A 26239-nucleotide genomic window follows, 5' to 3' on the forward strand; every position below is an offset into this window, starting at 1 on the left:
CACCGAGCGCGTCAGATGGCGAAAAAACCACCCCACCGAGCGCGTCGGATGGCGACGAAACCACCCCACCGAGCGCGTCGGGTGGCGACGAAACCACCCCACCGAGCGCGTCAGATGGCGAAAAAACCACCCCACCGAGCGCGTCGGATGGCGACGAAACCACCCCACCGAGCGCGTCGGGTGGCGACGAAACCACCCCACCGAGCGCGTCAGATGGCGACAAATCCACCCCACCGAGCGCGTCGGGTGGCGACGAATCCACCCCACCGAGCGCGTCAGATGACGGTGAGACCTCGTGATTACGCGCGACGTCCCTGCAGGGGAGTGGGTCGAGTCGGTCCGCGCGGCCCGCGAGGAAGGCTTCGACTTCTTCGACTGGCTCTCGGCGGTCGACCAGTTGGATGCCGAGGAGGACGCCGGGCTCGACCTGGTGTGCCACCTGATCCGCACCGACCCGTGGGAGCGGGTGCTGCTGCGCACCCGCGTGCCCGAGGGCACGGCGGTGGACAGCGTCACCGGCGTCTTTCGTGGGGCTGCCTGGCACGAGCGCGAGACGCACGAGATGTTCGGCGTCGATTTCTCCGACTTTGAGGACGGCTCCGGCCAGGGGCTGCGACCGCTCCTGTTGCCCGACGGCTTCGAGGGCACGCCGCTGCGCAAGTCCTTCCACCTGACGGCGCGGGCCTCGAAGGTCTGGCCGGGAGCCAAGGAGCCGGGAGAGGGCGGAAGAGCCCCTGGGGGTGAGGCCGACAAGCCGGCCCCGCGCAAACGTGCCCGCCGCCGGTTGCTGCCGCCAGGCGTCCCCGACGAGTCGTGGGGGCCGCGATGAGCGACAGGGCCCGCGAGGACACGAGCTTGCGAGGCCCGGAGCGGCCCGCGGAGCTCATCAAGGAGGTGCCCTGATGGACCTGCCACTGACTGTCGAGATCATCCTCAAGGCCCTCGTCGTCCTCGCGGTCTTCCTCACGCTTCCGCTGGCGATCGGCCAGACCGAGCACAAGGTGATGGCGCACATGCAGGGCCGCCTGGGACCGATGGAGGCCGGCCCGCACGGCATCGCCCAGCTGGTCGCCGACGGCATCAAGTTTGTCCAGAAGGAGGACGTCACCCCGGCTGCGGCCGACCGGTGGGTCTTCAAGCTGGCCCCAGCGGTGGCCCTGATCCCCTATCTGGTCGCGCTCGCTGTGATCCCGTGGTCGGCGGCGTGGGTCGCGGCAGACGTGCCGGCCAGCCTCCTGCTGGTGCTGGCCGTCACCTCGGTCGGCATCTTCGGCGTCCTGATGGCTGGGTGGGGCAGCGGCAACAAATACTCCCTAGTCGGGGGCATGCGCGCCGGGGCCCAGCTGGTGAGTTATGAGCTGCCGATGGTGCTCGCCGCGGCCTCGGTGGCGATGGCCGCCGGAACGCTCTCCCTGACCGGCATCGCTCAGGCCTGGTCCTGGTGGTGGCTGGTCTGGCAACTGCCCGGTGCCCTCGTCTTCCTGGTGGCCGCGGTTGCCGAGCTCCAGCGGGTGCCGTTTGACTCACCCCTGGCCGACTCCGAGGTGGTCTTCGGGCCCTTCACCGAATACACCGGGCTGCGGTTCGCCTTCTTCCTGCTGGCGGAGTATGCCGGCATCGTCGTGATGTCGCTGCTGTTCACCGTGCTCTTCCTCGGCGGCTGGTCCGGGCCGTGGTCCGACACGCTCGGACCGCTGTGGACCCTGCTCAAAGCGACCCTGGTCGCCATACTCATCGTGTGGTTTCGGATCGCCTGGCCCCGGGTGCGCGAGGACCAGCTGCAACGGCTGGCCTGGATGGTGCTGGTGCCGATGGCGCTGGTGCAGTTGGCCCTGACGGGCGTCGGGGTGGTGGTCTGGGGATGAGTGAGGACAAGCTGAGCGAGGACAAGCGCAGCGACGACAAACCCGGAGCGCTGCAACTGCTGCGCGGCCTCGGCAAGGGCCTGGCCACGACCGCCAAGACGCTCGCTCGACCGGCCCACACGCGGCAGTACCCCCACGTGGAGCCCGACCTGCCCGAGCGCTCGCACGGTGTCATCGCGCTGCTCGAGGAGAACTGCACCTCCTGCATGCTCTGCGCCCGCGAGTGCCCCGACTGGTGCATCGTCATCGACTCCCACAAAGAGACCCTCGAGCCGACCACCGAGGGAGGCCGGGCCCGGCAGCACAACGTGCTGGACCGCTTCGACATTGATTTCTCGCTGTGCATGTATTGCGGCATCTGCATTGAGGTCTGCCCCTTCGACGCCCTGTTCTGGGCACCGGATTTTGCGTATGCCGAGGGAGACATCCGCAACCTGCTGCACGACAAGGCCAAGCTGGGCACCTGGATGGAGCAGGTGCCCGACTCAGCGCTGCCGGAGGGCTACACCCGCCCGGGCACGGCCGTCGAGGAGGCCGAGGACGCGACGGCTGACAAGGACGCGACGGCTGACGAGGACACAAACACCAAGGACACGAAGGCCGAGGACACCAAGACCAAGGGCACCCCGGAGGGGGCGGTCGAGGAGTGACCAGTCGCGACGTCCTGTTCGCGGCAGTGGGGTTGATCACCGCTGCCGCTGCTGTGCTGGCGGTCACCAACCGCCGGGTGCTGCACGCGGGCCTGTGGCTGGTCGTTGCCCTGGGCGGGCTGGCCGGCTGCTATCTCGTGCTCGGTGCTGAGCTCGTGGCGCTGGTGCAGCTCCTGGTCTATGTCGGTGCGGTTGTCGTGCTCATCCTGTTTGCGCTCATGCTGACCCGCTCCGGTGCCAGTGAGGTCGACACCTCGCCAGCCCACCGGTGGCTCGCCGCGGCCGTGGGGGCCGGCGTGACCGTGCTCCTCGGCGGTGCCCTGGTCACGGCCTATGGCTGGGAGAGCAGGGAGTTGACCGGCCCGGGCAGCGAGCAGATCGGAGAGCAGATCTTTGGCACCTGGGTCTGGCCCTTCGAGCTGCTCTCGCTCCTGCTCCTGGCAGCGCTGGTGACCGCAGTCGCGGTCGCCACGACCGGCCGCAGCAAGGATGAGGCCGCGTGAGCCCCGCCCTGCCCCTGCTGCTGGCCGCCCTGCTCGCCGGCATCGGCACCTACGGCGTGCTGGCCCGTCGGCATGCAGTCCTCATGCTGATTGGCGTCGAGCTGCTCCTGGCCGCAGCTGGGCTGATCCTGGTCACGGTCGGGCAGTTCACTCCTGACGCCCACGCGTCCGGCGCGGTGCTGACCCTGTTCATCATCACCATCGCCGCCGCTGAGATCGTCGTCGCTCTTGCGGTGATCATGGCGATGTTCCGCACCCGCGGCGACGTCGACCTGACCGGTGCCTCCGAGCCCACCGAGCCGGCGGAGCATCCCGCCGGGCACGAGTCGGGGGTGTCGCAGTGAACGACCTGCTCGACCTGATCGGCTGGCCCTGGCCGGACTGGGAGCTGCCCACCCTGCCGCTGCCGGACCTGCCCGACATCCCGCTGCCCGACCTCCCGGTCACCCCCGCCCAGGTGATGATCCTGATCGCGGCGACTGTCGGCATACTCGGTCTGGCCGTTGGCCGACGCTCGGCCCGCCCGGCGGCCTGGGTGGCCGTCCTGGGGTCCGGACTCGTTCTGCTGGCGGCGATCTGGCAGATGTATGCCGTGTATGAGCTGGGTGGTCTGCAGACCACCGGGACGGTCGGCCCCCTGGCGCTCGGCGAGCTGGACGTGCCGCTCGAGCTGGCCGCGACCCGGCTCTCCGCACTGGTCGCTGCGGTCGTCTCCCTGGTCGCTCTCGTGGTCCAGGTGTTCGCTCGCTGGTATCTGTGGTTCGACCCGCGTTATCGGCAGTTCTCGGCGACCGTCTCGCTGTTCACCGCGGCGATGCTGCTGGTCGTCCTCTCCGGGGATGTGCTGCTCACCCTCATCGGGTGGGAGGTCATGGGCTGGTGCTCGTTCCTGCTGATCGGGCACCTGTCCGCCAAGGACTCCGCCAACCGGGCCGCGGTCAAGGCCTTGCTGGTCACCCGCCTGGCTGACGTCGGGTTCGTGATCGGCCTGATCTGGCTCGCTGCGGGCGCCGGCTCGACCTCCATCGCGGCGATCATCGAGCACTGGACCGGCGACGACTATGCCGCCTTGTCCGCCGCGATGTGCCTGGTGGTCATCGGCGTCGCCGGCAAGTCGGCCCAGCTGCCCTTCCAGGACTGGCTCCCCGACGCCATGGAGGGCCCCACCCCGGCATCCGCCCTGATCCACGCCGCCACGATGGTCGCCGCTGGCACCGTCGTGCTCGCCCAGCTCTTCCCGCTGCTGCAGGCCGCCGGTCCGGCCCGACTGCTGCTCGCCGTGCTGGTCTCGGTGACCGTGGTGCTCGCCGCGCTGCTGGCCTTCGCCCAACCCGATCTCAAGCGGCTGCTCGCCTGGTCGACGGTCAGCCAGGTCGGCCTGATGCTCGCCGCGCTGACCGTGGTGCCGGACGGCACGGGCTCGGACGTGGCGATCATGCACCTGCTCTCGCACGCCTGGTTCAAGGCACTGCTGTTCCTGACTGTGGGCTGGATGGGCGTGCTCACCGGCGGCACCGTGGTGCGTTATGTCGCGTCCGCCACAAAGCGTTATCGCTCCCTGCGCCGGCCGATGGGGCTGGGACTGCTCGCCCTGGCCGGGGTGCCGCCGATGGTCGGTTTCGTGTCCAAGGAGCTCGTGCTCGCCCAGGCCGAGCACGGGGTGCAGGACGGCGTCGGGATGGCCGGGACGATCGTGCTCGCAGCGGTCGGGGCCAGCGTGCCGCTCACCGCGGCCTACTGCATGCGCGCCTGGCTGATCCTCGATCGCGGGCCGCACCGGGTGTCCCAGCGGGTCCCGCGCCGGGACCAGGAGCACCAGATCATCGACGACTTCTTCGACGAGCCCGCAGTGCTCGAGGAGGCCATCGGCATCGAGGAGGCCGAGTCGGCGATCTCCTCCTCTGCCCGCACCGCCGTCGCCCTGCTCGGCTTCTTTTCCGTCGTCGGCGGCATCCTCGTCTTCACCCCGCAGCTCGACCTGCACGTCAGCATCAACCTGCAGCTGCTCCTCGCTGCGCTGCTGCTGATGGCCCTGGCGGCCCTCGCCGTGTGGGTCGTCTCCCGGGGGGTCGGCTCCCGGGACGCAGCGGCCCGGTTGCCGATGCGGGTCAGCCTGGCCGCCGAGCGCGGCCTCGGCTTTGACACGCTCTATCGCGTCGTCGTGGCCCGCCCGGTCCTGGCCCTGGCCCACGGCGTGCAGTGGCTGGACCGCGAGGTGCTCGATGCGTATATCCGCGGGGTCGGCCCTGCAGCGCGGCTGCTGGGCAGCGCGCTGGAGCGCACCCACCCGCGGCGCCCCGCGCCCGGCCTGGTCCTGGTGCTCGGCGGCGTCCTGGTGCTCGCCGCCATCGGGGTGGTCCTGACGTGAACATCGTGGACGCCCTCGCCCTGCCCGTCCTGGTGCTGACCCCGCTGCTCGTCGGGGTCTGGCTGCTGGTCGCCGACCGCGTCGGCACCCCGCCGCGCCCCGGCACCAGTCGCGGACTGGCCGTCACGGCCGCAGTGCTCGTGGCCGCTGCGGCAGTCGTCGTGGTGTGGCGCCGCCCCGAGGTCGACCTGCTCTGGATCGAGAGCCTCGGCGTGCGGCTCGACCTGGGCGTCGACGGGCTGAGCGCGCCGTTCGTCCTGCTCACCGGGCTGATGGCGATCGTGGCGACCCTGGTGCCCTATCACCACCCGTTGACCGACGCCCGCCTCGGCGAGCCCGGCCGTCACGAGCCCACCGTGGCCCTGCCCGTGATCGGCACCGACGTGCCGCGACCCCGTGCCCTGGCCACCTACTACGCCTGCCTGCTGGTGGTCATCGCTGGCTCCCTGCTGACCTTCCTGACCCGCGACGCCCTCGTGTTCTTCGTGGCCTTCGAGTTGGTGCTGATCCCGATGTGGGTGCTGATCGCCCGCCACGGCGACGCCACGAGCACCGCGGACCGGGACGGCGCCGCGCTGCGCTTCCTGCTGTTCACCGCCACCGGCTCGATGCTCATGCTGATCGGCATCCTGGCCCTGTGGAGCGGCACGGGCACCACCGACCTGACGCGCTGGGCCGAGCTCGCCGGCGGCTCCCTTGACGGCGGCACCCAGGTGATCGTGGCCGTCATCCTGCTCATCGGGTTGGGCATCAAGGTGCCGGTCTGGCCGCTGCACACGTGGCTGCCGTGGGTGCACGCGACCGCCCCCACCGCCGGGTCCGTCCTGCTGGCCGCGGTGCTGCTCAAGATGGGTGCCTACGGCATGATCCGTCTGGTCGCCGCGCCGCTGCCGGAGGGACTGGCCAGCGTGTCCCCGGTGCTGGCCGGGCTCGCCGTGACCGGGATCCTGTGGGCCGGGCTGGCGTGTCTGGTGGAGTCGGATCTCAAACGGCTCATCGCGTGGGCCTCCATCGGTCACCTGGGCTTCGTGGTGCTGGCCATCGCCGCCGGTTCGGAGACTGGCCTGCAGGCCGCGGTCTTCGGCAACATGGCGCACGGCCTGATCTCGGCGCTGCTGTTCGTCCTGGTCGGCAACCTCAAGCACCAGTGGGGCGGGGCGGACCTCACCTCCCCGCGCGCGGCCCTGCGCGAGGTCTCTCCCCGGTTGGGTTTCGTGCTCGTCCTGGGCATGGCAGCGGCGATGGGACTGCCCGGCCTGGCCGGGTTCTGGGGGGAGTGGGGTGCGCTGTATGCCGCATGGGAACCCGGTCCGGGCCGCACCCTGTGGTGGTTCCGCGGCTTTGCCATCGCTGCCGCGCTGGGAGCCGTCCTGGCAGCGGCCTATGCGGTGCGCGTCCTGCGTGAGGTGTGGGCCGGTGACCGGCGCAGCCCGGCGATCCGCGACACCCGCGGCGTCGAGCTCGCTCTGCTGACGGTGCTCGGCGTGGGCATCGTCGCGCTGGGCGTCTATCCCGGCCCGCTGCTCGACCTGACGGCCCCGGCCACCGAAGCGATCATCGCGACCCTGGGGGTGGGCCGATGACTCTCGACCTCAACTTCGCCGCACTCTGGCCCGTGCTGGCACCGGCTTTCGCCGCCCTGGCGGTGCTGGTCCTCGACGTGATCATCCCCCGGGCGCACGCGGCCTATCTGTGGCTCGCGGCCGCGGGTCTGGTCGGTGGCGCGGTCATGACGATCCCCTCGATCACCCAAGCTTCGGGAGACAGCACGGGGGCGTTCTGTCTGCCCTCGGGTCACTGCCTGTATGCCGCCAGCTCGCTGACCGGCGGCCTGCAGCTCCTCGCTCTCGGCAGTGCCCTGGTCGTCCTGGTCCTGACCTGGTCCGACTGGGCGAGCGCCGGTCGCGGCGACCGCACCAGCGCACCGAGCGTGGTCCTCGTCGCGCTCTTCCTCGCCGCGACCGCCGGAGTGGCCGCTGTTCCCGCTGCCCGGGACCTGGGCACGCTGCTCGTGGCCCTTGAGCTGGCCACGCTGCCGGTCGTTGGTCTGGTCGCGCTGGAGCGTCGGGCGAGTCGGCACCCTGGCGCGGTTGCTGGCGCCGTCAGCCTGCTGACCACCTCGTTGGTGTCCTTCGCACTCCTGGCCCTCGGCGCCGCGCTGTGGGTGGCGGCGACCGGCAGCGCCCTGTTGGACCCGGTGGCTGCGGCTGCTGCGGCGGCGGTGCCCGAGCAGGCGGCCCTCCTGCTGCTCGCGGCCGTGTTCGTGCTGGCCGGGCTGGGCTTCAAACTCTCGGCCGTGCCATTCCACGCCTGGACGCCGCTGACGTATGCCACCGCGCCCCTGCCGGTCACCACCTTTCTCGCAGGCACCTCCAAGGTGGCCGCCCTGGGCGGGATGATCGTGCTGGTGCAGGCGCTCGCGGGCACCTCCGGCTTCGCGCTCGTCGCGGTCGCCGTCCTGGCCGCGCTCACCATGACCCTGGGCAATGCCATGGCGCTGCGCCAGGACAACCTGGTCAACCTGCTCGCCTGGTCGGCGATCGCGCAGGCCGGCTGGCTGATGCTCCCGCTGGCCTCCCTGTCCTCGCGCGCGGTGCACGCTGCGGGTGGCTATCTCGCGGTCTATGTGGTCGCCACCGTCCTGGCCTTCGTTGTGGTGATCGCGGTGGCCCGGCGCCCCGGCGGAGGAGTCACGCTGGCCGACCACACCGCGCTGGCTCGCCGGCAGCCGCTGACCGCCGCCGCCCTCGGACTGGCCCTGCTCACCCTGGCCGGTCTGCCACCGGCCATCATCGGTCTGGTCGCCAAGGTCGTGGTGCTGCGTCCGGTCGCTGCCGACGGCACCTGGTGGCTGCTCATCGTTGCCACCCTCAACATTGCTCTCGGCATCGCGGTCTATGTGCGCTGGCTCTCGGCGCTCATGGCGCGATCCGGTGACGACGAGGGTTGGGAGCGTGTGGTCCCGGCCGCAGTCAGCGCTGACTCCGAGCCAACGATGAGCGGCGACGCCGCCTCCGCCCCGGCCGGCGACGCAGACGCCACGACCGTCCTACCCACCACCGAGCCAACCGGTGCCCGGGTCACCACCGCCGAACCGGGCGCGACCGCCGTGGCCGGCCAGTCGGCATACGCCATGCCGTGGACCCACCGGGTCCTGATCGCCGTCCTGGCCCTCCTGCTCCTGGCCGGCAGCATCGCCCCGGTCGGCATCTTCTGAGGCCCGGAACACCGCCGGCTGGTTGAGCGTTCCACGAGCATGCACAAGCATTTCAACGGCCTGAAGACCGCGCTGCTGTTCGGCGCGATCTGGGCGCTGCTCCTCGGCATCGGTGCGCTCGTCGGCGGTGGACGGTTCATCTGGATCTTCGCGCTGATCGGCGTGGCGACGACGGCCTATGGCTACTGGAACTCGGACAAGATCGCGATCAAGGCGATGAAGGCCTATCCCGTCACGCCCGAGCAGCAGCCGGAGATGTATCGGATCGTGCACGAGCTCTCCACGCGGGCCGGCCAGCCCATGCCGCGCCTCTATGTCAGTCCGACGGCAGCGCCCAACGCCTTCGCGACCGGTCGCAACCCGCAGAACGCCGCAGTGTGCTGCACCGAGGGGATCCTGCACCTGCTCGACGAGCGCGAGCTGCGCGGGGTGCTGGGGCACGAGTTGATGCACGTCTACAACCGCGACATCCTGACCGGCTCGGTGGCCGCCGCGATCGCCGGCATCATCACCTCTGTCGCGCAGATGATGCTGTTCTTCGGCGGCGGTGGCGGCGAGAACCGTCCCAACCCGCTCGCGCTGATCGCCATGGCGCTGCTGGCCCCGCTGGCGGCCTCGATGATCCAGCTGGCGATCACCCGCACGCGCGAGTATGACGCCGACGAGGACGGCGCGACCCTGACTGGCGATCCGCTCGCCCTGGCCAGCGCCCTGCGCAAGATCCACCTGGGCGCCCAGCGCGCGCCCCTGGCACCCGAGCCGCAGTTGGTCAACGCCAGCCACATGATGATCGCCAACCCGTTCAAGGCCGGCGACGTCAAGCGGTTGTTTGCCACCCACCCGCCGATGGAGGACCGCGTCGCCCGCCTCGAGGCGATGGCCCGCAACGGGCGCGCCTGACGAGTCGCCCGGCGCTCGGCTGACGCGACGAGTCGCCCCGCGCTCCACGGGTCGCCCCGTCCGCGCGCCGCCCCACGCGGCTGACCACCCGCCCGCCGAGCATTCAAACAGGAAACGTCAACGGCCTGTTTGCAAAAGCGCTGGTCAGCGGGTTGGCCCTGCGCGGCGACGTGCACGTTGCCGGTTTGAATGCACGCGGGGAGCCGTGCTGAGCTGCGGGGGGTGAGCCGCGAGGGAGCCGTGCTGAGCCGCGAGGGGTGAGCTGCGAGGGCGCTGAGCCGCGTCAGGCGCGGGGCTCGCCGCGCACCGAGCGCACAGGTGGGCGGTCACCACGGATCGTGGCCACCATGTCGACCACGCGGCGGGTCGCGCGCACGTCGTGGGCGCGGAAGACGCTCGCCCCCAGCCACGCTGCGATCGCCGTCGCGGCCAGCGTCCCCTCCAACCTGTCATCCGGCTCCAGGTCCAGGCTCTCGCCGACGAAGTCCTTGCGTGAGAGCGCCTGCAGGATCGGATAACCCAGCTCGGCCAGGTCACCGGTGTGCCGCAGCACGGTGAGGCTGTGCCGGGTCGTCTTGCCGAAGTCGAGGGTCGGGTCGATCAGCACCCGCTCGGCCGGCACCCCGGCGGTGACGGCCACGTCGGCGCCCCCCGCCAGCCCGCGCAGCACGTCCCGCACCACGGCGAGCTCGTCGTCGCCGTGCTCGTCGGCATAGGTCATCGCGACCGGGTCGGTGCGCGGCGGTAGCCCGCCGGTGTGTGAGACGACCACGCCCGCGCCGATCTCGGCGGCCACCGCGACCAGGTCGGGATCGTGCCCGGCCCAGGTGTCGTTGATCAGGTCGAGCCCGACGCCAGCCGCCTCGCGCGCGACCTCGCTGCGCCACGTGTCCAGGCTCAGCACCAGCTCGGGGAACTCGCTCCGCGCGGCCTCCAGGAACGGGATCACCCGACGCAGTTCCTCGTCTGCGTCGACCACCGGCCCCTCCTGTCCGGCCCGGACGCCTCCGACGTCGACGATGTCCGCGCCAGCCTCGACTGCCTCGCGCAACGCACCCAGGGCCGAGTCCAACCCGGCGTGCCGGTTGCCGCCCCAGAACGAGTCAGGGGTGCGGTTGATGATGGCCATCACGGCAGGGCGGCCGGCGTCGAAGGCCCGTCCCCGCAACCGCAAGGCGGGCGTATGCCGAAGCTCGGGCGAGCGGACCTGCTCCGGTCCGGAGGGGGTCGAAGGGGTAGCCACATCGTCATCGTGCCATCAGGTCCGAACGACCGAACCCCGGCCGTCCTCGCCCGCCGCCGGGGCACCCCTTGCCGCAGGACCGACCAACCGCGAGGATCGGGGCATGAGAATCGGTGTGCCCAGGGAAATCAAGAACCGCGAGGGCCGGGTGGCGCTGACGCCCATCGGCGTCCACGAGCTGGTCTCGCACGGGCACGAGGTGCTGATCGAGCGCGATGCCGGCGCGGACTCCCACATCCTCGACGATGACTATGCGGCAGCCGGTGCGCAGATCCTCGAGCGTGCCGAGGACGTGTGGGCAGCCGAGCTGGTCCTCAAGGTCAAGGAGCCGCTCCCGGAAGAGTATGACCGGATGCACGAAGGGCAGGTGCTGTTCACCTACCTGCACCTCGCCGCCAACGCGGAGCTCACCCGCGAGCTGGTCAACCGCAAGGTCACGGCCATCGCCTATGAGACCGTGCAGCTGCCCTCAGGCGCACTCCCGCTCCTCTATCCGATGTCGGAGGTCGCCGGGTGCCTGGCACCACAGGTCGGCGCCCACTCCCTGCTGCGGGCCAACGGTGGCCGAGGTGTGCTGATGGGCGGCGTCGGCGGGGTGGCCAGCGCGAAGGTCGTGATCATCGGGGCCGGGGTCTCCGGGCAGAATGCCGCCAACATCGCCGTCGGCATGGGCGCCGACGTCACCCTGCTGGACACCGACGTCGAGAAGCTGCGGACGGCCTTCTGGCGCACCCAGAACCGAGTCACGGGACTGGCCTCCTCCGAGCTCACGCTCCAGGAGACCGTGCGCGAGGCAGACCTGGTCATCGGCGCCGTGCTGCTCCCCGGCGCGGCTGCCCCCAAACTGATCAGCAACGACCTGGTCGCGCAGATGAAGCCCGGGTCTGTGCTCGTCGACATCGCCATCGACCAGGGCGGGTGCTTCCAGGACAGCCACGTGACCACCCACGACGACCCCACCTATGAGGTGCACAACTCGCTCTTCTACTGCGTCGGCAACATGCCGGGGGCGGTGCCGCACACCTCGACCTACGCCCTGACCAATGCCACCCTGCCGTATGCCGTGGCGCTGGCTGATCGTGGCTGGGCGCCGGCCCTGCGCGACAACCCGAGCCTGGCCCGCGGCCTGAGCACGCACGCCGGGCAGCTGACCAACGCCGCGGTCGGGCACGCCGTCGGGATCGACGCCGTCCCAGTCGACGCCGTGCTTGCCTGACAAGCAACAGTCAGAAGTGGGCTAGAGCCGAAGAAACATCATCTACGGCAGATAGATGCACGAGGAAGATCCGGACCTCATTGCCTCGGCGGATGTTCCGTTCGAGACTCGCCAGTGGGCGTTCTTGTAGGGGCCAATGGTGGCCCATGACGTGCGTGCCGTTGGCGAACTCCACGCGCTGACACTGCCTGAATCGGACTCGAAGCGGTGAGTGTGGATGAGGACGGAGTGAGTGCCGCTTGCGACTCCAACCGTCTGACTGGAGCTGCACGTCCGATATCCGCTGATCTGACCCGCCATAGTTGGCAGCGCCAAGGCTCCCACAGCGAAGATTCCTACGATCGTGGCGGCGCCCAAGCGCTGTTGATTGTGACGCATGTTGTACCCTGAAGTAGTTGTGTGATGTGTGACACGTTGACGGAGGCAGGACGTCGTGTCGACAGTTCAGGGGATTGTCCGAGCGATCGCCTTGGCGGGGTGCCTGTGCGTGCTGTCAGGTTGCAGTGGAGCCCAGCGGGGCGGTGATAGCGACTCGCCTTCTCCGGCATCCCAGGGTGAGGCAGTGTCGCAGGGCGAGCAGTCCACGTCGCAGGGCGATCAGTCCGCCACGACGAGGCCCGACACGCAGACCACATCTTCGGGGGAGACGACGGCACCGGGTGCAGACGAGGTCAACTCGGCCTTTCCCACGGTGTCTCTCGAGGACCATCTCGAGGGATACTGGGACGAGTTGGGCATGGACGGTGAGCGTCCGGACGTGCCGCTGGTCCGAGAGGTGGACGATGACGAGTGGCGGGTCGTCCGAGCGGACTGCATGACCCAGGAGGGTTTCCCGCCACGGGTCAACTCCGAGTCGGCGGGACTGAACTGGGAGGTTCCCGCCGAGCAGGTGGACGCCTTCGACCTGGCGACCTACACCTGCGAGGCGAAGTACCCCCGGAGAATGGATTACCTGCAGCCCTACTCCCCGGAGCAGTTGGCCACGATCTATGACTGGTTCGAGCAGGAGACCATTCCCTGCCTGGCTGCGGCTGGATATCAGGTTGGGGAGGTGCCCACGTTGGAGGTGTTCCGCCAGGGCTACTCGCCGCAGAGCGGGTTCTGGACACCAGACGCGGGTGTGTCGGGTGGGGTGCCGATCGCTGTGCAGGAGGGCTGCCCCCACATGCCTCCCCTGGCCGTTCTCTACGGAGGCTAGGCATCTGGCAGGGTGGCGGCCATGTCCTCTCTCACCCGGGCCGATGCAGAGCGGCGCGCACAGATCATCGACGTGACGGCATACCAGGTCGAGCTCGACCTGAGCCGCGGCGACCTGCCCGACCACACGACCTTTGAGTCGCGAAGCACGATCACCTTCACGGCAACAGCAGGGGCCAGCACCTTCCTGGACGTCAAGGCCACCGAGGTGCGCTCGATCGAGCTGAATGGCACGCTGCTGGACCTCGCCAGCGTGGCCGACGGGCGGGTGACGTTGCCAGACCTGGCGGCTGACAACGCGGTCGTGGTCGAGGCAACGATGGGCTACAGCAACGACGGTCAGGGACTGCACCGGGCGGTGGACCCGGCTGACAGCCAGGCCTACGTCTATGGACACCTCTTCCTGGACGCGGCACCGAAGGTCTTCGCCTGTTTCGACCAGCCCGACCTCAAGGCGCCCTATACGATCGTCGTGACCGCACCCGAGCACTGGATCGTCCTGGGCAATGGTGCTGCGACACAGGCGATCCCGGGCCGTTGGGAACTCGCAACGACTCAGCCGCTAGCCACCTATTTCGTCACGATCTGCGCCGGCCCGTATGCCTCCGTGACCGACGAGCACGACGGCATCCCCCTGGGCATCCACGCCCGGGCCTCGCTGGCCCAGGAGCTGAGCGACCAGGCGCCGGGGATGCTGCGGGTGACCAAGGACGCCTTCGACCACTACCACCAGCTCTTCGACATCCGTTATCCGTTCGGCTCCTATCACCAGGTCTTCGTTCCGGAGTTCAACGCCGGCGCGATGGAGAACCCCGGCTGCGTGACCTTCCGCGACACCTACCTCTTCCGCGGTGCCGCGACGCAGGACGAGATCCTCACCCGCGCCACCACGATCACCCACGAGATGGCACACATGTGGTTCGGCGACCTGGTCACCATGGACTGGTGGGACGACCTGTGGCTCAACGAGTCGTTCGCCGAATACATGGCGCACCGCACGCTCACGGCGATCACCGACTCGGACGACGCCTGGGTCGACTCGACCATGGCCCGCAAAGCCTGGGGCTATGCCGCAGAGCGAGCTCCCTCGACCCACCCGGTGGCCGGCTCACCGGCCCCCGACGCCGACTCGGCGCTGCAGAACTTCGACGGCATCTCCTACGCCAAGGGCGCGGCCGTCCTCGGCCAACTGGTGGCGCACCTGGGTGACGAGGCCTTCGTGACCGGTGTGACGGCATACCTGAAGGAGCACGCCTATGGCAACGCCGCCCTGGCCGACTTCCTCGGCGCCATGGAGACCGCCTCCGGGCGCGATCTGTCGAGCTGGGCGCAGGCCTGGCTGACCACGGCCGGGGTCGACACGATCGGTGCCCACCAGATGGGGGACGGCGTGCGGATCACCCGCACGCGCTCGGAGCAGGCACCGGCAGACCGCCCCCACGCCGTGGACGTCGCGGGCTGGACCGACGGCGAGCAGGTGCTCCACGTCCGGGCGAGCCTGGACACCGACGAGGTCACGGTCCCGGTCTCCGCGGGAGGGCGGGCGGCGCTGCTGCTGCCCAACGCCAGCGACCTCACCTGGGCCCGCAGCGCCCTGTCGCAGGACAGCCTGGCGGTCCTGCCCACCCAGCTCGGCCAGGTCGGTGAGCCGCAGCACCGGGCGGTCGTGTGGGTCGCCCTCACCGATGCCCTGGCCCTCGCCGAGGTCGACCCGCGCCTCGTGGTGGAGACCTTTGCCCAGGCCTGGCCGGTCGAGGACAACCCATCGATCCTGTCGCGGGCCGGGCTGCTGCTCACCTCACGGGTGCTGGGGGAGTATCTGCCCGACGCGGACGTCCCCGCCGCAGCTGAGACGTCGGCCGCTGCGGCCCGTGCCAGGCTGGACTCCGCGGAGCCCGGCTCGTCACAGGCTTTGACCGCGGCCCGGGTGCTCGCTGCCGCCACCCCCGACGCCGATCTGCTGGGGCGCTGGGCTGGGGGGACCGACCTGCCCGAGGGACTGCTCGGTGATCGGGATTTCCGGTGGCTGGTGCTGCGGGCTCTGGCAGTCGCCGGCGCAGTGAGTGCTGATGAGCTCGAGGCAGCCGCTGCGCAGGACTCCTCGCTGCAGGGCAAGCTGAGCGCTCTCGCCGCCCGTGCCGCTCTGCCCACGGAAGCCGACAAGGAGTGGGCCTGGGACCAGTTGGTCGGTGACCACGACCGCTCCAACTATGAGCGCAACGCGCTGGCCACCGGCTTCTGGGCCGGGCGGCACACCGACCTGGTCCGGCCGTATGTCGTGGCTTTCCACCGCGACATCCCTGCCCTGGAGGGGCGGGTCGGCCAGGATGCCCTCGCGCGGGTGGCCAGCCTGGCCTATCCGCGCACCGTGGTGGAGGAGGCGACGGCCGCTGCCACACGGGAGGCACTGGCCAGTGGCGACCTGTCGCCCGCCGTGCGACGGGCCCTGGTCGACCAGCAGTCGGTGTTGCGCGAGGTGCTGGCGTCCAGGGCCGCCTTCGGTGGCTGAGCGCCGACTCAGGGAGTGAAGTCGAGGGCGTCCTCGGTCAGCCCGAGCACCTGCCAGGAGTTGCCGTCGGCGTCGGTCAGGTTCCAGGCCGGCACCAGGAACTCAGTGCCGTCCCACAAGCTCAGCACCCCCGTGTGCAACTCGGCCCCGGTGACGGTCGCCTCGCCCAGCGGGAAGGGGATGGACCCACCCGGCTGCACTGCCGGCAGCGGCTCGGGCTCCTCCCACTCCTCGTCGTAGGACAGCTCGTCGTAGTCGAGGTCGGGGATGTAGACGCCGAGCTGCTGGAACCGGACATCGTTGGCGCGCTCGACGGCCTCGGTCGGAGAGATCACCTCGTAGTCGCCCAGAGCGACCAGCTCGCCCAGTTGCACACTGGCAGAGGAGACTCCGGCGCTGGTGACCGAGAAGTGCCAGGTGCGATAGTCCCCGACCGGCGAGTCCGGGTCACTGGCGATCACGGACACGTCGGTGCCCTCCCCATCGGCGAGCAGCTGGTCGGCGATCATCGCGTAGTGCTCGTCGAGGTTGAGCGAGTCCGGCTCTGCGGTCGCGCTGGCCACGTCGCCGAGCGCAGGGTCCGTGCCGAACCAGCCGAACCCTGAGTCGACGGAGAAGTCGTAGCCGGCGTAGTCCACGCCGGCCCGGTCCAGCAGTTCCTGGGCCTCGGCGATGGCCTGGTCGTCGGTGGGCGGGTCGCCCAGGGTGACGCACTCGATCTCCTGGGGTCCGCCCTCCCCGAAGGGGCTGTAGTCCAGATCCTTGGCCTGGTCCATGCTCTCCTGGCACCAGGAGTCCAGGGCCGGGTTGCTGTAGTCAAAGGAGGTCAGGCCGCCCTGCTGGTAGACGTTCAGGGCTCGTCCGTCCGTTGAGTCCGTCAGGTCTGCCCCGGACCCGTAGTCCTGGACCTCGCCCTCCATGCCCAGCCCCTCGGCATACGGTCTGAGCTGGTCTGCGGCGCCGGAGGAGGCGCCACCTGCCGGTGCGTAGGCCTCTCCCGTGGTGCGCTCGGTGGACAGGGCCTCGCCGGCCACCGGGATGACTGGCCCGAGGAAGCTCCCACCACCACCGCTGTCCTCGCTCGCGGAATAGCTCTCTGCGGAGCTGTGGTCCTCCATGGCTCCGTCATCGGCCGCGGCGCGGGAGTCTCCTGGTCCGTCAGTCTCTTGGGAGGCGACCGTGCCCTGCGGATCGTCGTCTCCGGCGACACCAGCTCCCACGGCATAGCCTCCGCCAGCCAGGGCCAGTGCCGCGACCGAGGCGGCGACCAACAGCCCCCCGCGCCCGGTGCGTGCGTGCGGGTCCTGCACCCGCACCGCCGTGTCGCTGGTGTGCGAGAAGCTGTGTCCCGCAGCGTGATCCAGGCCCTGTCCGCTTGCGTCGTGCTGCTGACTGCCCAGCGGCGTCCGCCCCCGCAGACGCTCGGAGAGGCGGTGCAGATCGGGGTGTGCCCCCTGGGCTGGGTCCGCGGCTCGCAGCCGGGCCAGGACCTCGTCGTCCTCGAATTCGTTCATGCTGTGTCCCTCCTGCTGGAGCCGCCGAGCTGACGGCTCTGTCCCTGGTCTGTGTGCCGGACTGCGCTGGTGTTGCTGGTCGTGCTCATGTCGCCCAGGCCTGCCGCAGTCGGGCTCTGGCCCGAGAGAGGGCCGCTGCGGCCCCGCCGCGGGTCAGGCCCAGGGCCTTGGCCAGCCCCTCGCCGTCCAGGCCCTCCCAGGCGTGCAGCATCAGGACCTTGCGGTCCCGCGGGCTGAGCCGGGCCAGGGCAGCCCGCAGGTCATCGTCCTCGACCACGAGCTCCGCCGGGTCGATGCTGGCGCGCCGTTCGTGGGACTCGCTGCCGCCGTAGTCGGCCAGCAGGGTCAGCGTCGGCTTACGGCGGTGGTTGGACAGCACGTAGGAGGCCGTCTTGTAGAGCCACGGGAGCACGAACTCCTCGGGGATCGACTCGCGGCGCCGCCAGGCCACTGTGAACACCTCGGCCGCGAGATCCTCGGCCTCCTGCCGCGGTGCCCGGCGCACGAAATAGCGGTGCACGGAGACCGCGTGCTCGGCGAAGAGCTGGTCGAACCAGGCGGCATCCCGCGCGGGCGGCGCTGTGCCGCTCGCCACGCTCGTCCCCAGCACCATGGTGCCTCCGTCATGTGGTCGCACCGCCAGGGTTTGGGGGTGTCTATCCGTTCAGTGTCCCGAGGGTGAGCGGTGTTGCACGCACGGCGCAACTTGCCATAGTGGAAAGTTCGGCGCATACTTTCCACTATGGAAACTTCAGGAAGCCGTCCGACGCCGGACGATGCCGCCGCTGCGTTGCTCGACGCCGGCACTGCGCGGGACAGGCTCTCGCACCAGTTGCGGTTGCCGTCCTGGTTCCACACCTCGATCGGCCTGGCGGTCGTCGTCCAGACTGCCACGGTGGCGGTGGGAGTGGCCGACCAGAGCTCGGCAGGGATCGGCCTGGCGCTGGCCGGTCTGGTCCCGTTCCTGCTCGTCGCAGCGGTGCAACTCACCCGGTTCCGGGCGCTGAACGGCGTCCGGGTCGGTGGCCTGGCGAGCAAGGTGGTCTTCGGAGGCGATGCGACGGCATCGACGGTCTATCTCCTGGGCATGGCTGCAGCGATCTGGGCCGCTTTCGAGGAGAGCTGGTGGCTCGTGGGCCTGTCCGCGTGTGCTGGTGGGGTGGCCTATGCGCTGTCCGGCGTGCGCTGGATGCGGTCCTACCGCGGTGACCCGGCGGCCCACGGCAAGGGTGCGTCGGTCCTCCTGCTGGTGGTTCTGGCCGTCGCGGTGGTTGCCGGAGCCGTGCTGCTGCTGGTGGGTGCACGCTGATGACGGAGTTGGACCGGCACCTGCTGGCCCCGGCTCGGCTCAAGCTGGCCACGATGCTGACGGCGGTGTCCGAGGCCGAGTTCGCGGTTCTTCGCGACGGTCTGGACGTGAGCGACTCCGTGCTGTCCAAACACGTCGCCACGCTCGCCGACGCGGGCTACGTGCGAGCCCGCAAGGGCACGCACGAGGGGCGACGCACGACGTGGGTGGCGCTTTCCCCGACCGGCCGGAAGGTGCTGCGCCACCATGTCGCAGCGCTGCGCGAGATCATCGCCGATGTCGACTGAGCCGCCGTCAGCGGCGGTTCGTGAACTGCACCGCAAAGTCGAGGTCGGCGGCCTTGACCAGCCGCTGCACCTCCTGCAGGTCATCGCGCGACTTGGAGGACACCCGCAGCTCGTCGCCCTGGATCAGGGCCTTGACCGACTTGGGGCCCTCGTCGCGGATCAGCTTGGAGACCTTCTTGGCGTTCTCACTGCTGATGCCCTCGGACAGGGCGGCGTCCAGCCGGTATTCCTTGCCGGAGGGGCGCGGGACGCCGTCGTCGGAGTAGTCCAGCGACTTCAGCGAGACGCCGCGCTTGACCAGCTTGGTCTGCAGGACGTCGAGCACGGCCAGGCAGCGCTCTTCGCTGTTGGCCTTCATGGTGATCGACTCACCGGACAGCTCGACCGAGGCACCGATGTTGCGAAAGTCGTAGCGCGTGCTGATCTCCTTGGCCGCTTGGTTGACGGCGTTGGCGACCTCCTGCTTGTCGACCTTGCTGACGATGTCGAATGACGAGTCGGCCATGATGCTGATCCTCCGTGGGGACGTGGGTCTGGTTCGGACGTGGTGTGCTTCCCTGTTATTGTTTCATCCGCGCTCCACGGCAGGTTGTCCGAGCGGCCAATGGAAGCGGACTGTAAATCCGCCGGCGTATGCCTACGCAGGTTCGAATCCTGCACCTGCCACCACATGTAGGGCCCTGACCACGCGGTCAGGGCCCTGCTCGGTTCTCAGGCGTGGGGGCTGGCGCTCCCCGCACGAGGCTGTGCGCACGACTCACGCGATCGCACAGGGCCCGAGTGGGTCGGACGATCACTGAGCGAGTCGATCCATGATGGCGGCGATGTAGGCCGAGAACCCGCGCGCTCCCACCCGTGCGAGCACCTCTTGGGAGATTGCGGGTGGCATCGAGACGGAGTGCTTCTCGACGCCTCGTGTGGTGGTGTCCATCTCCCTATCCTGCTCCACGTCGGAGAATGCGGTCTGCCCAACGACCCGGCCTGGTGAGTTTGTATGCCGGATGGCTGCCTGAGGCGCCCTGGCTACAGCCAGTCGTGCTCGCGCGCATAGCGGGCCGCCCCGTGGCGGGTTTGTGTCTGGGTCTTCTGCATCGCGCTGGACAGATAATTGCGCACGGTCCCTGGCGCAAGGTGGAGGCGTCCGGCGATCTCGACAGCGGAGTAGCCCTCGCCGGTCTCCCGCAGCACGTCGACCTCGCGGTCGGTCAGCGGACTGTCGTCCATGATCGCTGCGGCCGAGACATCCTGGTCGATCCACCGTCGGCCCGCATGGAGGGCGGCAACGATCGAGGCGATGTGCTGTGGCTCGGCGGCCTTGCTGGCGAACCCTTGGACACCGAGCTTCAGCGCGCTCCGCAAGATGCCCGGCCGGGCGTGGCGGGTCAACATCAGGACCACCTGATCGGGCAGTTCCTGCCGGATCTGGGCCACGGCGCCGAGCCCGTCGAGACCCGGCATCTCCAGGTCGATGACGAGGACGTCCGGCCGGTGCGTCAAGGTGGCACGCACGGCGTCGTTCCCGTCGAAAGCCTCCGCCAGGATGGTGATGTCCCCCTCCAGGGGCAACAGGGAGGCCAACGCCTTCCTGAGGAGGGCCTCGTCGTCGGCCAGCACCACGGTGGTCATAGACCGGTCAGTCCGGCGGCCGCGCGGGAGTCTCCGGCGGGCAGGGGCGGAAAGGTGGCGGACGTGCGGAACCATCCGTCATCCAAGGCGACTGTGAGCTCGCCGCTCTCGGCCGCCACCCGTCGCTTGAGGGTCGCCAGTCCGCGGAGCTCTGGCAGCGTGTCGTCTGCCGACCCGTCGTTGACGATCGTGATGCTGTGAGCGGCCAGTGCGATGCGGACCACGGTGGCCTGTGAATGCCGCAGGATGTTGGTCGTCGTCTCCCGCAGGACCTGCCCGAGCAGGTCGTTGGCACCAGCGCTCTCGACGTCCAATCGGTCGATGCTCACGCGGATCCCCGTCGCCTCGAGGAGGTTCCGTGCGTTCTCCAACTCCGCGGCGATGTTCAGCTTGCGGCGCCCGTAGGCCAGCTCCTTGGTCTGGGCGATCGTGTCTCCCACCAGTGTGTAGCTCTCGCGGAGCTCTTGTTCCAAGCGGTCGGGGTCGCTGTGCACCAGTTTTTGTGCCAGCGCCAGCTTCAGCTTCACCACATGCAGGGTGTGGCCCTGGATGTCGTGCAGATCGCTGGCGAAGCGCATCCGCTCCCGCACGACCGCCAGCTCCGCCTCCCGCTCCCGGGCCTCTTCGAGATCGGCCACCACGTCATAGAAGCCCTTGTTGGGGAACATCAGACCGGTCAGGGTCGCGGTGATGCCGGTCGGGAAGATGACCTGGTTGATGACCTCGGGCATCCCGGCTCCCGGATCGAGGATCACTCCCAGAGCGCCGATGCCCGCCACGTAGGCGACCAAACCGACCGCAGCCACGCTCCGGTGGCGGGGCAGCCGTGGGACCGTGAGGGATCCCACCAGGGCGATGGCGAGATAGGCGCTCTGGCGGTCGCTGTCGATCGCCAGGACCCCGTAGGGCCAGATCGCCGCGCCGATCACAAGGCAGGGGAGCGCAACCCGGGACAGGTCGCCGGCGGACCACCGCTCGAAGGCGATCATCGCCACGACGACGCCGATCCCGAGCACCACCGCGTGAGACCAGGTCTGTGCCTGCAGCGCCACGGTGAACACCCCGACCGAGGCCAGGAGCGGCAGCACGGTCGTGAGGTTGATCGCGCGGAAGCGTTGAATCGAGGCCCTGCGGGCCTCGTCCGACCGGCGCTCCGTCGCAGACCTGGGCGCGGAGCTGTGACGGAGGTGCAGTCTCATCGGGGCTCTCGGTGAGGGGCGGCTGACGTCTGGTCAGCCTATGGTCCGCTGGTCCGAGCCGGTAGTGACGCAGTGTCATCCGGAGCGAGCAGGAACGTCACACCGATCAGTGACGTCGCCACACTGGGCGGAAGGTGCTCGGCGCGGTGTGCTGGAGTCATGTCACACAACCCTGTCATTGATGTCTCAGAACTGAGCGTGAGCTACGGCGACTTCCAGGCCGTTCGCGACCTCTCCTTCCAGGTCGAGCGGGGAGAGTTCTATGCCCTGCTCGGCACGAACGGGGCGGGCAAGACCTCGACGCTGGAGGTCCTCGAGGGCCACCGCAGGGGGACCTCCGGCACGGTCCGTGTCTTTGGTGCGACCCCGACCGATCGACGCGCTGTCCGCCCTCGCATGGGGATCATGCTCCAGGAGAGCGGATTCTCGCCAGACCTCACGGTCACCGAGACCGTCGCCCTCATCGGCCGCCTCACCGAACGGCCCGACTCAGTCGACCGGGTGCTCGGGCTGGTCGACCTCGGGCACAAGGCCGGCACGCTGGTCTCCCAGCTGTCAGGGGGTGAGAAGCGCCGCCTTGACTTCGCCACGGCGATCTATGGCCGACCTGAGCTGGTCGTCCTGGACGAGCCCACGACCGGACTGGACATCCAGTCCCGGGACGCCCTGTGGGACGTGGTCGAGCAGCTCCGCGAGGACGGGTCGACGATCATCCTGACCACGCACTACCTCGAGGAGGCGCAGCAGCGCGCCGACCGGGTCGGGCTCATGCACAAAGGAACCTTCCGGCACGAGGGGACCGTGGCGGAGCTGACCCGCACCCTGCCCGCCTCGATCCAGTTCTCGTTGCTGCCGGGGGCCCCGGTGCCTCCCATGCACCCGGCGCCCCCGTCCGGCCAGTCCTACGAGATCGAGACGTTCGAGCTGCAGGCAGACCTCAAGCAACTGCTCGACTGGGCCGATGCCCACACCGTCGAGCTCGTCGGCCTGTCCGCCGCCGCGACTCGACTCGATGACGTCTTCCGCGCCATCGGTGCCGAGTCGGCCACCGCCGAGCCTCCCACCACCGAGCCCACGACGGCCTGAGCCGTCCCCGCCACGTCCACCACCCCTTCCCAGAACAGAGGTTTCCCATGCTCGCCATCGCGCGCAGCGAACTCGTCCAGGTGCTCCGCAACCGGGCCGTGCTGATCACCAGCCTCCTGATGCCCGTGGCCGCCAGTGCCTTCTTCATCTATTTCCGTGACCAGTTTGAGCAGATCGGCAGCCTCGGATATGTCGCTGCCGTGCTCGTCTTCACCATCGGTTCGTTCAGCCTCTACGCGACCACCGTGACCACCCTGGCTGCCCGACGACAGACACTCTTCCTCAAGCGACTGCGGTCCACGGCGGCCAGTGACCCGGCGATCCTCACGGGGCTGGTCCTCCCGGTTGTCGCGATCTCCGTGGTGCAGGTCGCTGTCATCCTGGGCGTGTTCGCCACGGTCGGCAGCGCTCCTGCCGACGTGCTGCTCGTGCTGGTGGCCGTCGTCGCCACCTTCGTGATGATGCTCGCCCTCGGGATGGCCACCGCGGGAGTGACGAACTCACCGGAGCACGCCCAGATCACGACGTTGCCGATCAGCCTGGGCACCATCGCCGTCGCGAGCTGGGTCGGCATCACGGGCACCGAGAGCCTGACGCTGCTCAAGCGTCTGCTGCCTGGGGGCTCGGCCACCGAGCTCGTCGTCAGCGCCTGGAACGGCTGCACGGGGCTAGGCGACACCCTGCTCCTGCTGGCCCCGACCCTCGCCTGGGTCGTCGTCGCGGTCGTCCTGGCCATGGCGCTCTTCCGGTGGGAGCCACGACGTTGAGCGGCCGAGAGAGTCGCCGTCCGCACACCCGCTCATGGAAGGATCAGGCCATGGCCAGCACGACTCCCGCCCACTCGGACCTGCTGCTCGTCGATGACCTCATGCTGTTGTTGATGGACGATGACGGCGCCTCCGTGCAGGGTGCGGGGACCCTCTACTACACCCTCGGCGGTGCAGTGCTCACCGAGCTGGCACTGCTCGGACGGGTGGAGGTGGACGACTCCGGCGTGCTCAACGGTCCCCGAGTCACGCCCGTTGGCAGGGAGCCACTCCCTGACCCGCTGTTGCAGTCCGCCTTCGACCTGGTGGCGAAGAAGACCCAGCGCGTGCAACCACTGCTGATCGGGATCGGCGCCGACCTCTGGAAGGTTGTGCGTGACCGGCTCGTCGACCGTGGGCTCCTGCGCCGCGAGGAGAAACGCGTGCTGGGGGTCTTCCGCACCACCAGGTGGCCGGCCGCCGACGCGCACCACGAGGCCGAGCTGCGGGCAAGGATCCGCCGCGTCCTGGAGGACGGTGAGACTCCGGACCCCCGCACCGCGGCCATCATTGCGCTGCTCTCGGCCAGCGGTGCAATGCCCTCCCTGCGACCGCCCCTGCCCTGGACCAACCAGACCGTGACGCGGGCCAAGGAGATCGAGCGCGGAGAGTGGGGCGCCCAGGCAGTCTCGACCGCGGTGACCCGGACCGCGGCCGGCATTGCTGCCTCCAGTGCGGCAGTCGCTATCAGCGTTGCTGCCTCTCGCTGAGGGGGCCAACCGGCTCTGCTGACCGGGCCACACGGCATACGGCCGGCTCTGTCAGTGCCTCCCACTAGCGTTGCTGCCCCAACCATCGGAGGCGGACATGAGTGACACGCAGGGCACCGACTGGCACGGCCTGGCGATCGAGCAGCTGACCTGGCACTGGGAGCACCTGGCCCGGCCACGCCTCGAGGGGCTGACCGACGAGGAGTATCTCTGGGAGCCGGTCGCCGGCGCTTGGAGCGTGCGGCCCACCGGCACGGCGGCGACACCGCAGGCAGCGGGGAGCGGTGACTGGGAGATCGACTTCGCGCTTCCCGAGCCTGACCCGGCCCCGGTCACCACTATCGCCTGGCGACTCGGGCACATCATCGTCGGCATCTTCGGGGCGCGGGCGGCCTCGCACCTCGGGTTCCGGCAGTGCGACTACTTCACGTGGGACTACGCCGGCACCGCCGAGGGTGCGCTGGCTCAGCTGGACGAGACGTATGCCGCCTGGCTGGCCGGGGTGCGTGGGCTCGACGCTGCGGCGCTCGCGCGGGCGGTGGGGGAGGCGGAGGGGCCGTTTGCCGAGCACCCGATGGCCGAGTTGGTGCTGCACATCAACCGGGAGGCCATCCATCACCTGGCCGAGGTCGCGCTGCTGCGCGACCTGTGGGCCCACCGCTGAGGTGACCTGATCTGGCCACCCGGCCACTCGGCATACGCACGCCCGTGCCGGACTGGGTGCCGCCGGGGCGAGGTGTGGCTCTAGTCTTGGTCCATGACCGACACCACCTCGCTCCCGCAGACCAACGCAGCGTTCATCGAGCTCGAGGACCGCGTCGCGGCACACAACTACTCCCCGCTTCCGGTCGTCGTGGCCGAGGCCGAGGGCGTGTGGGTGACCGACGTCGAGGGCAACCGATACATCGACGCGCTCGCTGGCTATTCCGCGCTCAACTTTGGCCACCGTCACCCCGACCTCGTCGCGGCGGCCAAGAGCCAGCTGGATCGCTCCACGCTGACCAGCCGCGCCTTCCACAACGACCAGCTGGGTCCCTTCTGCCGTGACCTGGCCTCGCTGGTCGGCAAGGACCAGATCCTGCCGATGAACACCGGAGCCGAGGCCGTCGAGACCGCGATCAAGATCGCCCGCAAGTGGGGCTATCGCGTCAAGGGCGTGGAGTCGGGCAAGGCCAACATCATCGTGATGGACGGCAACTTCCACGGCCGCACCACCACGATCGTCAGCTTCTCCGACGACCCGGAGGCCCACGACGACTACGGCCCCTACACCCCGGGCTTCACCGCAGTGCCTTACGGCGACCTGGCCGCGATCGAGGCTGCGATCACCGATGACACGGTGGCCGTCCTCGTCGAGCCGATCCAGGGTGAGCAGGGTGTGCAGATCCCCAAGGAGGGCTTCCTGCCGGGGCTGCGTGAGCTGTGCACCGACCGCAACGTGCTGATGATCGCGGACGAGATCCAGTCCGGCCTCGGCCGCACCGGCACCACGCTGGCCTGTGGTTATGAAAACGTTGAGGCCGACATCTACACCCTGGGCAAGGCCCTCGGCGGCGGCATCATCCCGGTCTCCGCCGTCGCCGCCGACGAGGCCGTCATGGGCGTCATCACCCCCGGCACGCACGGCTCCACCTTCGGTGGCAACCCGTTGGCCGCAGCCGTCGGCCACGCGGTGGTCAAGATGCTGATGACCGGCGAGCCGCAGCAGCGCGCCGCCGACTTCGAGTCGACCTTCCGTGACGGGCTCGAGGCGCTGATCGGTCAGGGCGTGGACAGCGTGCGGGTCCGTGGCCTCTGGGCCGGCATCGACATCAACCCCTCGCTGATGTCCGGCAAGGAGGCGTGCAAGGCCCTGGCCAAGAAGGGTGTCCTGGCCAAGGACACCCACGGCTCGACAATCCGCCTGGCCCCGCCGCTGACGATCACCGACGAGGAGCTGCGCCAGGTCATCGACGCGCTGACCGAGGTCGTGGGCGAGGCCAACGCCAACTGAGCCACTCCGCATACGAGACAGGACGGGCGCCCCCAGACCGG

Annotated in this window: 26 protein-coding genes and 1 tRNA gene; 20 read left to right on the forward strand and 7 right to left on the reverse strand. The window is 69.6% G+C overall.

Annotated features, from left to right (window positions below; genetic code table 11):
* The first annotated feature begins 295 nt into the window (after positions 1 to 295).
* The 9 genes from NF556_RS04105 to htpX all read left to right on the forward strand — a co-directional run bounded on the left by NF556_RS04105 (position 296) and on the right by htpX (position 9503).
* Positions 296 to 829 carry an NADH-quinone oxidoreductase subunit C gene (locus tag NF556_RS04105; RefSeq protein WP_252594234.1) on the forward strand — a complete coding sequence of 178 codons (534 nt, stop codon included), beginning with the start codon at positions 296 to 298 and terminating at the stop codon, positions 827 to 829.
* A 73-nt stretch (positions 830 to 902) separates the two neighbouring features.
* Entirely contained in the window at positions 903 to 1865 is a 963-nt protein-coding gene (gene nuoH / locus NF556_RS04110) for an NADH-quinone oxidoreductase subunit NuoH (RefSeq protein ID WP_252594235.1), read from the forward strand.
* Positions 1862 to 2515 carry a NuoI/complex I 23 kDa subunit family protein gene (locus NF556_RS04115; protein ID WP_252594236.1) on the forward strand — a complete coding sequence of 218 codons (654 nt, stop codon included), beginning with the start codon at positions 1862 to 1864 and terminating at the stop codon, positions 2513 to 2515. Before nuoH ends, NF556_RS04115 begins: the two co-directional genes overlap by 4 nt.
* Complete coding sequence (locus tag NF556_RS04120; protein ID WP_252594237.1) at positions 2512 to 3018, forward strand: NADH-quinone oxidoreductase subunit J family protein; 507 nt, start codon at positions 2512 to 2514, stop codon at positions 3016 to 3018. Before NF556_RS04115 ends, NF556_RS04120 begins: the two co-directional genes overlap by 4 nt.
* Positions 3015 to 3362 carry an NADH-quinone oxidoreductase subunit NuoK gene (gene nuoK, locus NF556_RS04125; RefSeq protein ID WP_252594238.1) on the forward strand — a complete coding sequence of 116 codons (348 nt, stop codon included), beginning with the start codon at positions 3015 to 3017 and terminating at the stop codon, positions 3360 to 3362. The genes NF556_RS04120 and nuoK overlap by 4 nt, the downstream gene beginning before the upstream one ends.
* A complete protein-coding gene (locus NF556_RS04130; protein ID WP_252594239.1) occupies positions 3359 to 5386 on the forward strand; it encodes an NADH-quinone oxidoreductase subunit 5 family protein in 2028 nt (675 codons plus the stop codon). Before nuoK ends, NF556_RS04130 begins: the two co-directional genes overlap by 4 nt.
* Positions 5383 to 6969 carry a complex I subunit 4 family protein gene (locus NF556_RS04135; RefSeq protein WP_252594240.1) on the forward strand — a complete coding sequence of 529 codons (1587 nt, stop codon included), beginning with the start codon at positions 5383 to 5385 and terminating at the stop codon, positions 6967 to 6969. Before NF556_RS04130 ends, NF556_RS04135 begins: the two co-directional genes overlap by 4 nt.
* Positions 6966 to 8603: an NADH-quinone oxidoreductase subunit N gene (locus NF556_RS04140; protein WP_252594241.1), complete on the forward strand. Its 1638-nt coding sequence runs from the start codon at positions 6966 to 6968 to the stop codon at positions 8601 to 8603. Before NF556_RS04135 ends, NF556_RS04140 begins: the two co-directional genes overlap by 4 nt.
* A gap of 39 nt (positions 8604 to 8642) precedes the next feature.
* Complete coding sequence (gene htpX / locus NF556_RS04145; protein WP_252594242.1) at positions 8643 to 9503, forward strand: zinc metalloprotease HtpX; 861 nt, start codon at positions 8643 to 8645, stop codon at positions 9501 to 9503.
* Positions 9504 to 9786: 283 nt separating this feature from the next.
* Here the strand turns inward: htpX and folP are convergent, their stop codons facing one another.
* Positions 9787 to 10677, reverse strand: coding sequence for a dihydropteroate synthase (gene folP, locus NF556_RS04150; protein WP_252595707.1), 891 nt, complete (start codon positions 10675 to 10677; stop codon positions 9787 to 9789).
* Positions 10678 to 10849: 172 nt separating this feature from the next.
* On the opposite strand from folP, the gene ald reads away from it, so the two are divergent.
* From ald to pepN, 3 genes are all read left to right on the forward strand, one after another.
* Positions 10850 to 11962, forward strand: a complete 1113-nt coding sequence (gene ald, locus NF556_RS04155) for an alanine dehydrogenase (protein WP_252594243.1) — start codon at positions 10850 to 10852, stop codon at positions 11960 to 11962.
* A 562-nt stretch (positions 11963 to 12524) separates the two neighbouring features.
* Positions 12525 to 13160 (forward strand): hypothetical protein, encoded by a 636-nt coding sequence (locus NF556_RS04160; protein ID WP_252594244.1) that lies wholly within the window; start codon positions 12525 to 12527, stop codon positions 13158 to 13160.
* 21 nt (positions 13161 to 13181) lie between these two features.
* Entirely contained in the window at positions 13182 to 15668 is a 2487-nt protein-coding gene (pepN, locus tag NF556_RS04165) for an aminopeptidase N (RefSeq protein WP_252594245.1), read from the forward strand.
* 8 nt (positions 15669 to 15676) lie between these two features.
* Here the strand turns inward: pepN and NF556_RS04170 are convergent, their stop codons facing one another.
* Both NF556_RS04170 and NF556_RS04175 read right to left on the reverse strand, forming a co-directional pair.
* Positions 15677 to 17182: a hypothetical protein gene (locus tag NF556_RS04170; RefSeq protein ID WP_252594246.1), complete on the reverse strand. Its 1506-nt coding sequence runs from the start codon at positions 17180 to 17182 to the stop codon at positions 15677 to 15679.
* A gap of 85 nt (positions 17183 to 17267) precedes the next feature.
* Positions 17268 to 17795, reverse strand: a complete 528-nt coding sequence (locus NF556_RS04175; RefSeq protein ID WP_252594247.1) for an RNA polymerase sigma factor — start codon at positions 17793 to 17795, stop codon at positions 17268 to 17270.
* A 129-nt stretch (positions 17796 to 17924) separates the two neighbouring features.
* Between NF556_RS04175 and NF556_RS04180 the strand changes: the two genes are divergently transcribed.
* A complete protein-coding gene (locus tag NF556_RS04180) occupies positions 17925 to 18491 on the forward strand; it encodes a hypothetical protein (protein WP_252594248.1) in 567 nt (188 codons plus the stop codon).
* A complete protein-coding gene (locus NF556_RS04185; RefSeq protein ID WP_252594249.1) occupies positions 18491 to 18778 on the forward strand; it encodes a transcriptional regulator in 288 nt (95 codons plus the stop codon). The genes NF556_RS04180 and NF556_RS04185 overlap by 1 nt, the downstream gene beginning before the upstream one ends.
* Positions 18779 to 18785: 7 nt before the next feature.
* On the opposite strand, the gene NF556_RS04190 is transcribed toward NF556_RS04185, so the two are convergent.
* Positions 18786 to 19283 (reverse strand): YajQ family cyclic di-GMP-binding protein, encoded by a 498-nt coding sequence (locus tag NF556_RS04190; RefSeq protein ID WP_252594250.1) that lies wholly within the window; start codon positions 19281 to 19283, stop codon positions 18786 to 18788.
* A gap of 78 nt (positions 19284 to 19361) precedes the next feature.
* On the opposite strand from NF556_RS04190, the gene NF556_RS04195 reads away from it, so the two are divergent.
* Positions 19362 to 19447: transfer RNA gene (locus NF556_RS04195), tRNA-Tyr, on the forward strand.
* Between the two features lie 124 nt (positions 19448 to 19571).
* On the opposite strand, the gene NF556_RS04200 is transcribed toward NF556_RS04195, so the two are convergent.
* The 3 genes from NF556_RS04200 to NF556_RS04210 form a co-directional block, all read right to left on the reverse strand.
* A complete protein-coding gene (locus NF556_RS04200; protein WP_252594251.1) occupies positions 19572 to 19709 on the reverse strand; it encodes a hypothetical protein in 138 nt (45 codons plus the stop codon).
* A gap of 92 nt (positions 19710 to 19801) precedes the next feature.
* Entirely contained in the window at positions 19802 to 20404 is a 603-nt protein-coding gene (locus NF556_RS04205) for a response regulator transcription factor (protein WP_252594252.1), read from the reverse strand.
* The gene (locus NF556_RS04210; RefSeq protein WP_252594253.1) at positions 20401 to 21603 is read right to left on the reverse strand and encodes a sensor histidine kinase; all 1203 of its coding nucleotides are present in this window, start codon (positions 21601 to 21603) and stop codon (positions 20401 to 20403) included. The genes NF556_RS04205 and NF556_RS04210 overlap by 4 nt, the downstream gene beginning before the upstream one ends.
* 159 nt (positions 21604 to 21762) lie before the next feature.
* On the opposite strand from NF556_RS04210, the gene NF556_RS21330 reads away from it, so the two are divergent.
* The 5 genes from NF556_RS21330 (at position 21763) to rocD (ending at position 26198) form a co-directional block, all read left to right on the forward strand.
* Positions 21763 to 22689 carry an ABC transporter ATP-binding protein gene (locus tag NF556_RS21330; RefSeq protein WP_256829803.1) on the forward strand — a complete coding sequence of 309 codons (927 nt, stop codon included), beginning with the start codon at positions 21763 to 21765 and terminating at the stop codon, positions 22687 to 22689.
* Between the two features lie 47 nt (positions 22690 to 22736).
* A complete protein-coding gene (locus NF556_RS04220) occupies positions 22737 to 23456 on the forward strand; it encodes an ABC transporter permease (RefSeq protein WP_252594254.1) in 720 nt (239 codons plus the stop codon).
* Positions 23457 to 23506: 50 nt separating this feature from the next.
* A complete protein-coding gene (locus NF556_RS04225) occupies positions 23507 to 24205 on the forward strand; it encodes a GOLPH3/VPS74 family protein (protein ID WP_252594255.1) in 699 nt (232 codons plus the stop codon).
* A 97-nt stretch (positions 24206 to 24302) separates the two neighbouring features.
* Positions 24303 to 24869 carry a DinB family protein gene (locus tag NF556_RS04230; protein WP_252594256.1) on the forward strand — a complete coding sequence of 189 codons (567 nt, stop codon included), beginning with the start codon at positions 24303 to 24305 and terminating at the stop codon, positions 24867 to 24869.
* 93 nt (positions 24870 to 24962) lie between these two features.
* Entirely contained in the window at positions 24963 to 26198 is a 1236-nt protein-coding gene (gene rocD / locus NF556_RS04235) for an ornithine--oxo-acid transaminase (protein WP_252594257.1), read from the forward strand.
* Positions 26199 to 26239: the final 41 nt, after the last annotated feature.

This window comes from Ornithinimicrobium faecis (assembly GCF_023923225.1).
Lineage (GTDB): Bacteria > Actinomycetota > Actinomycetes > Actinomycetales > Dermatophilaceae > Ornithinicoccus > Ornithinicoccus faecis.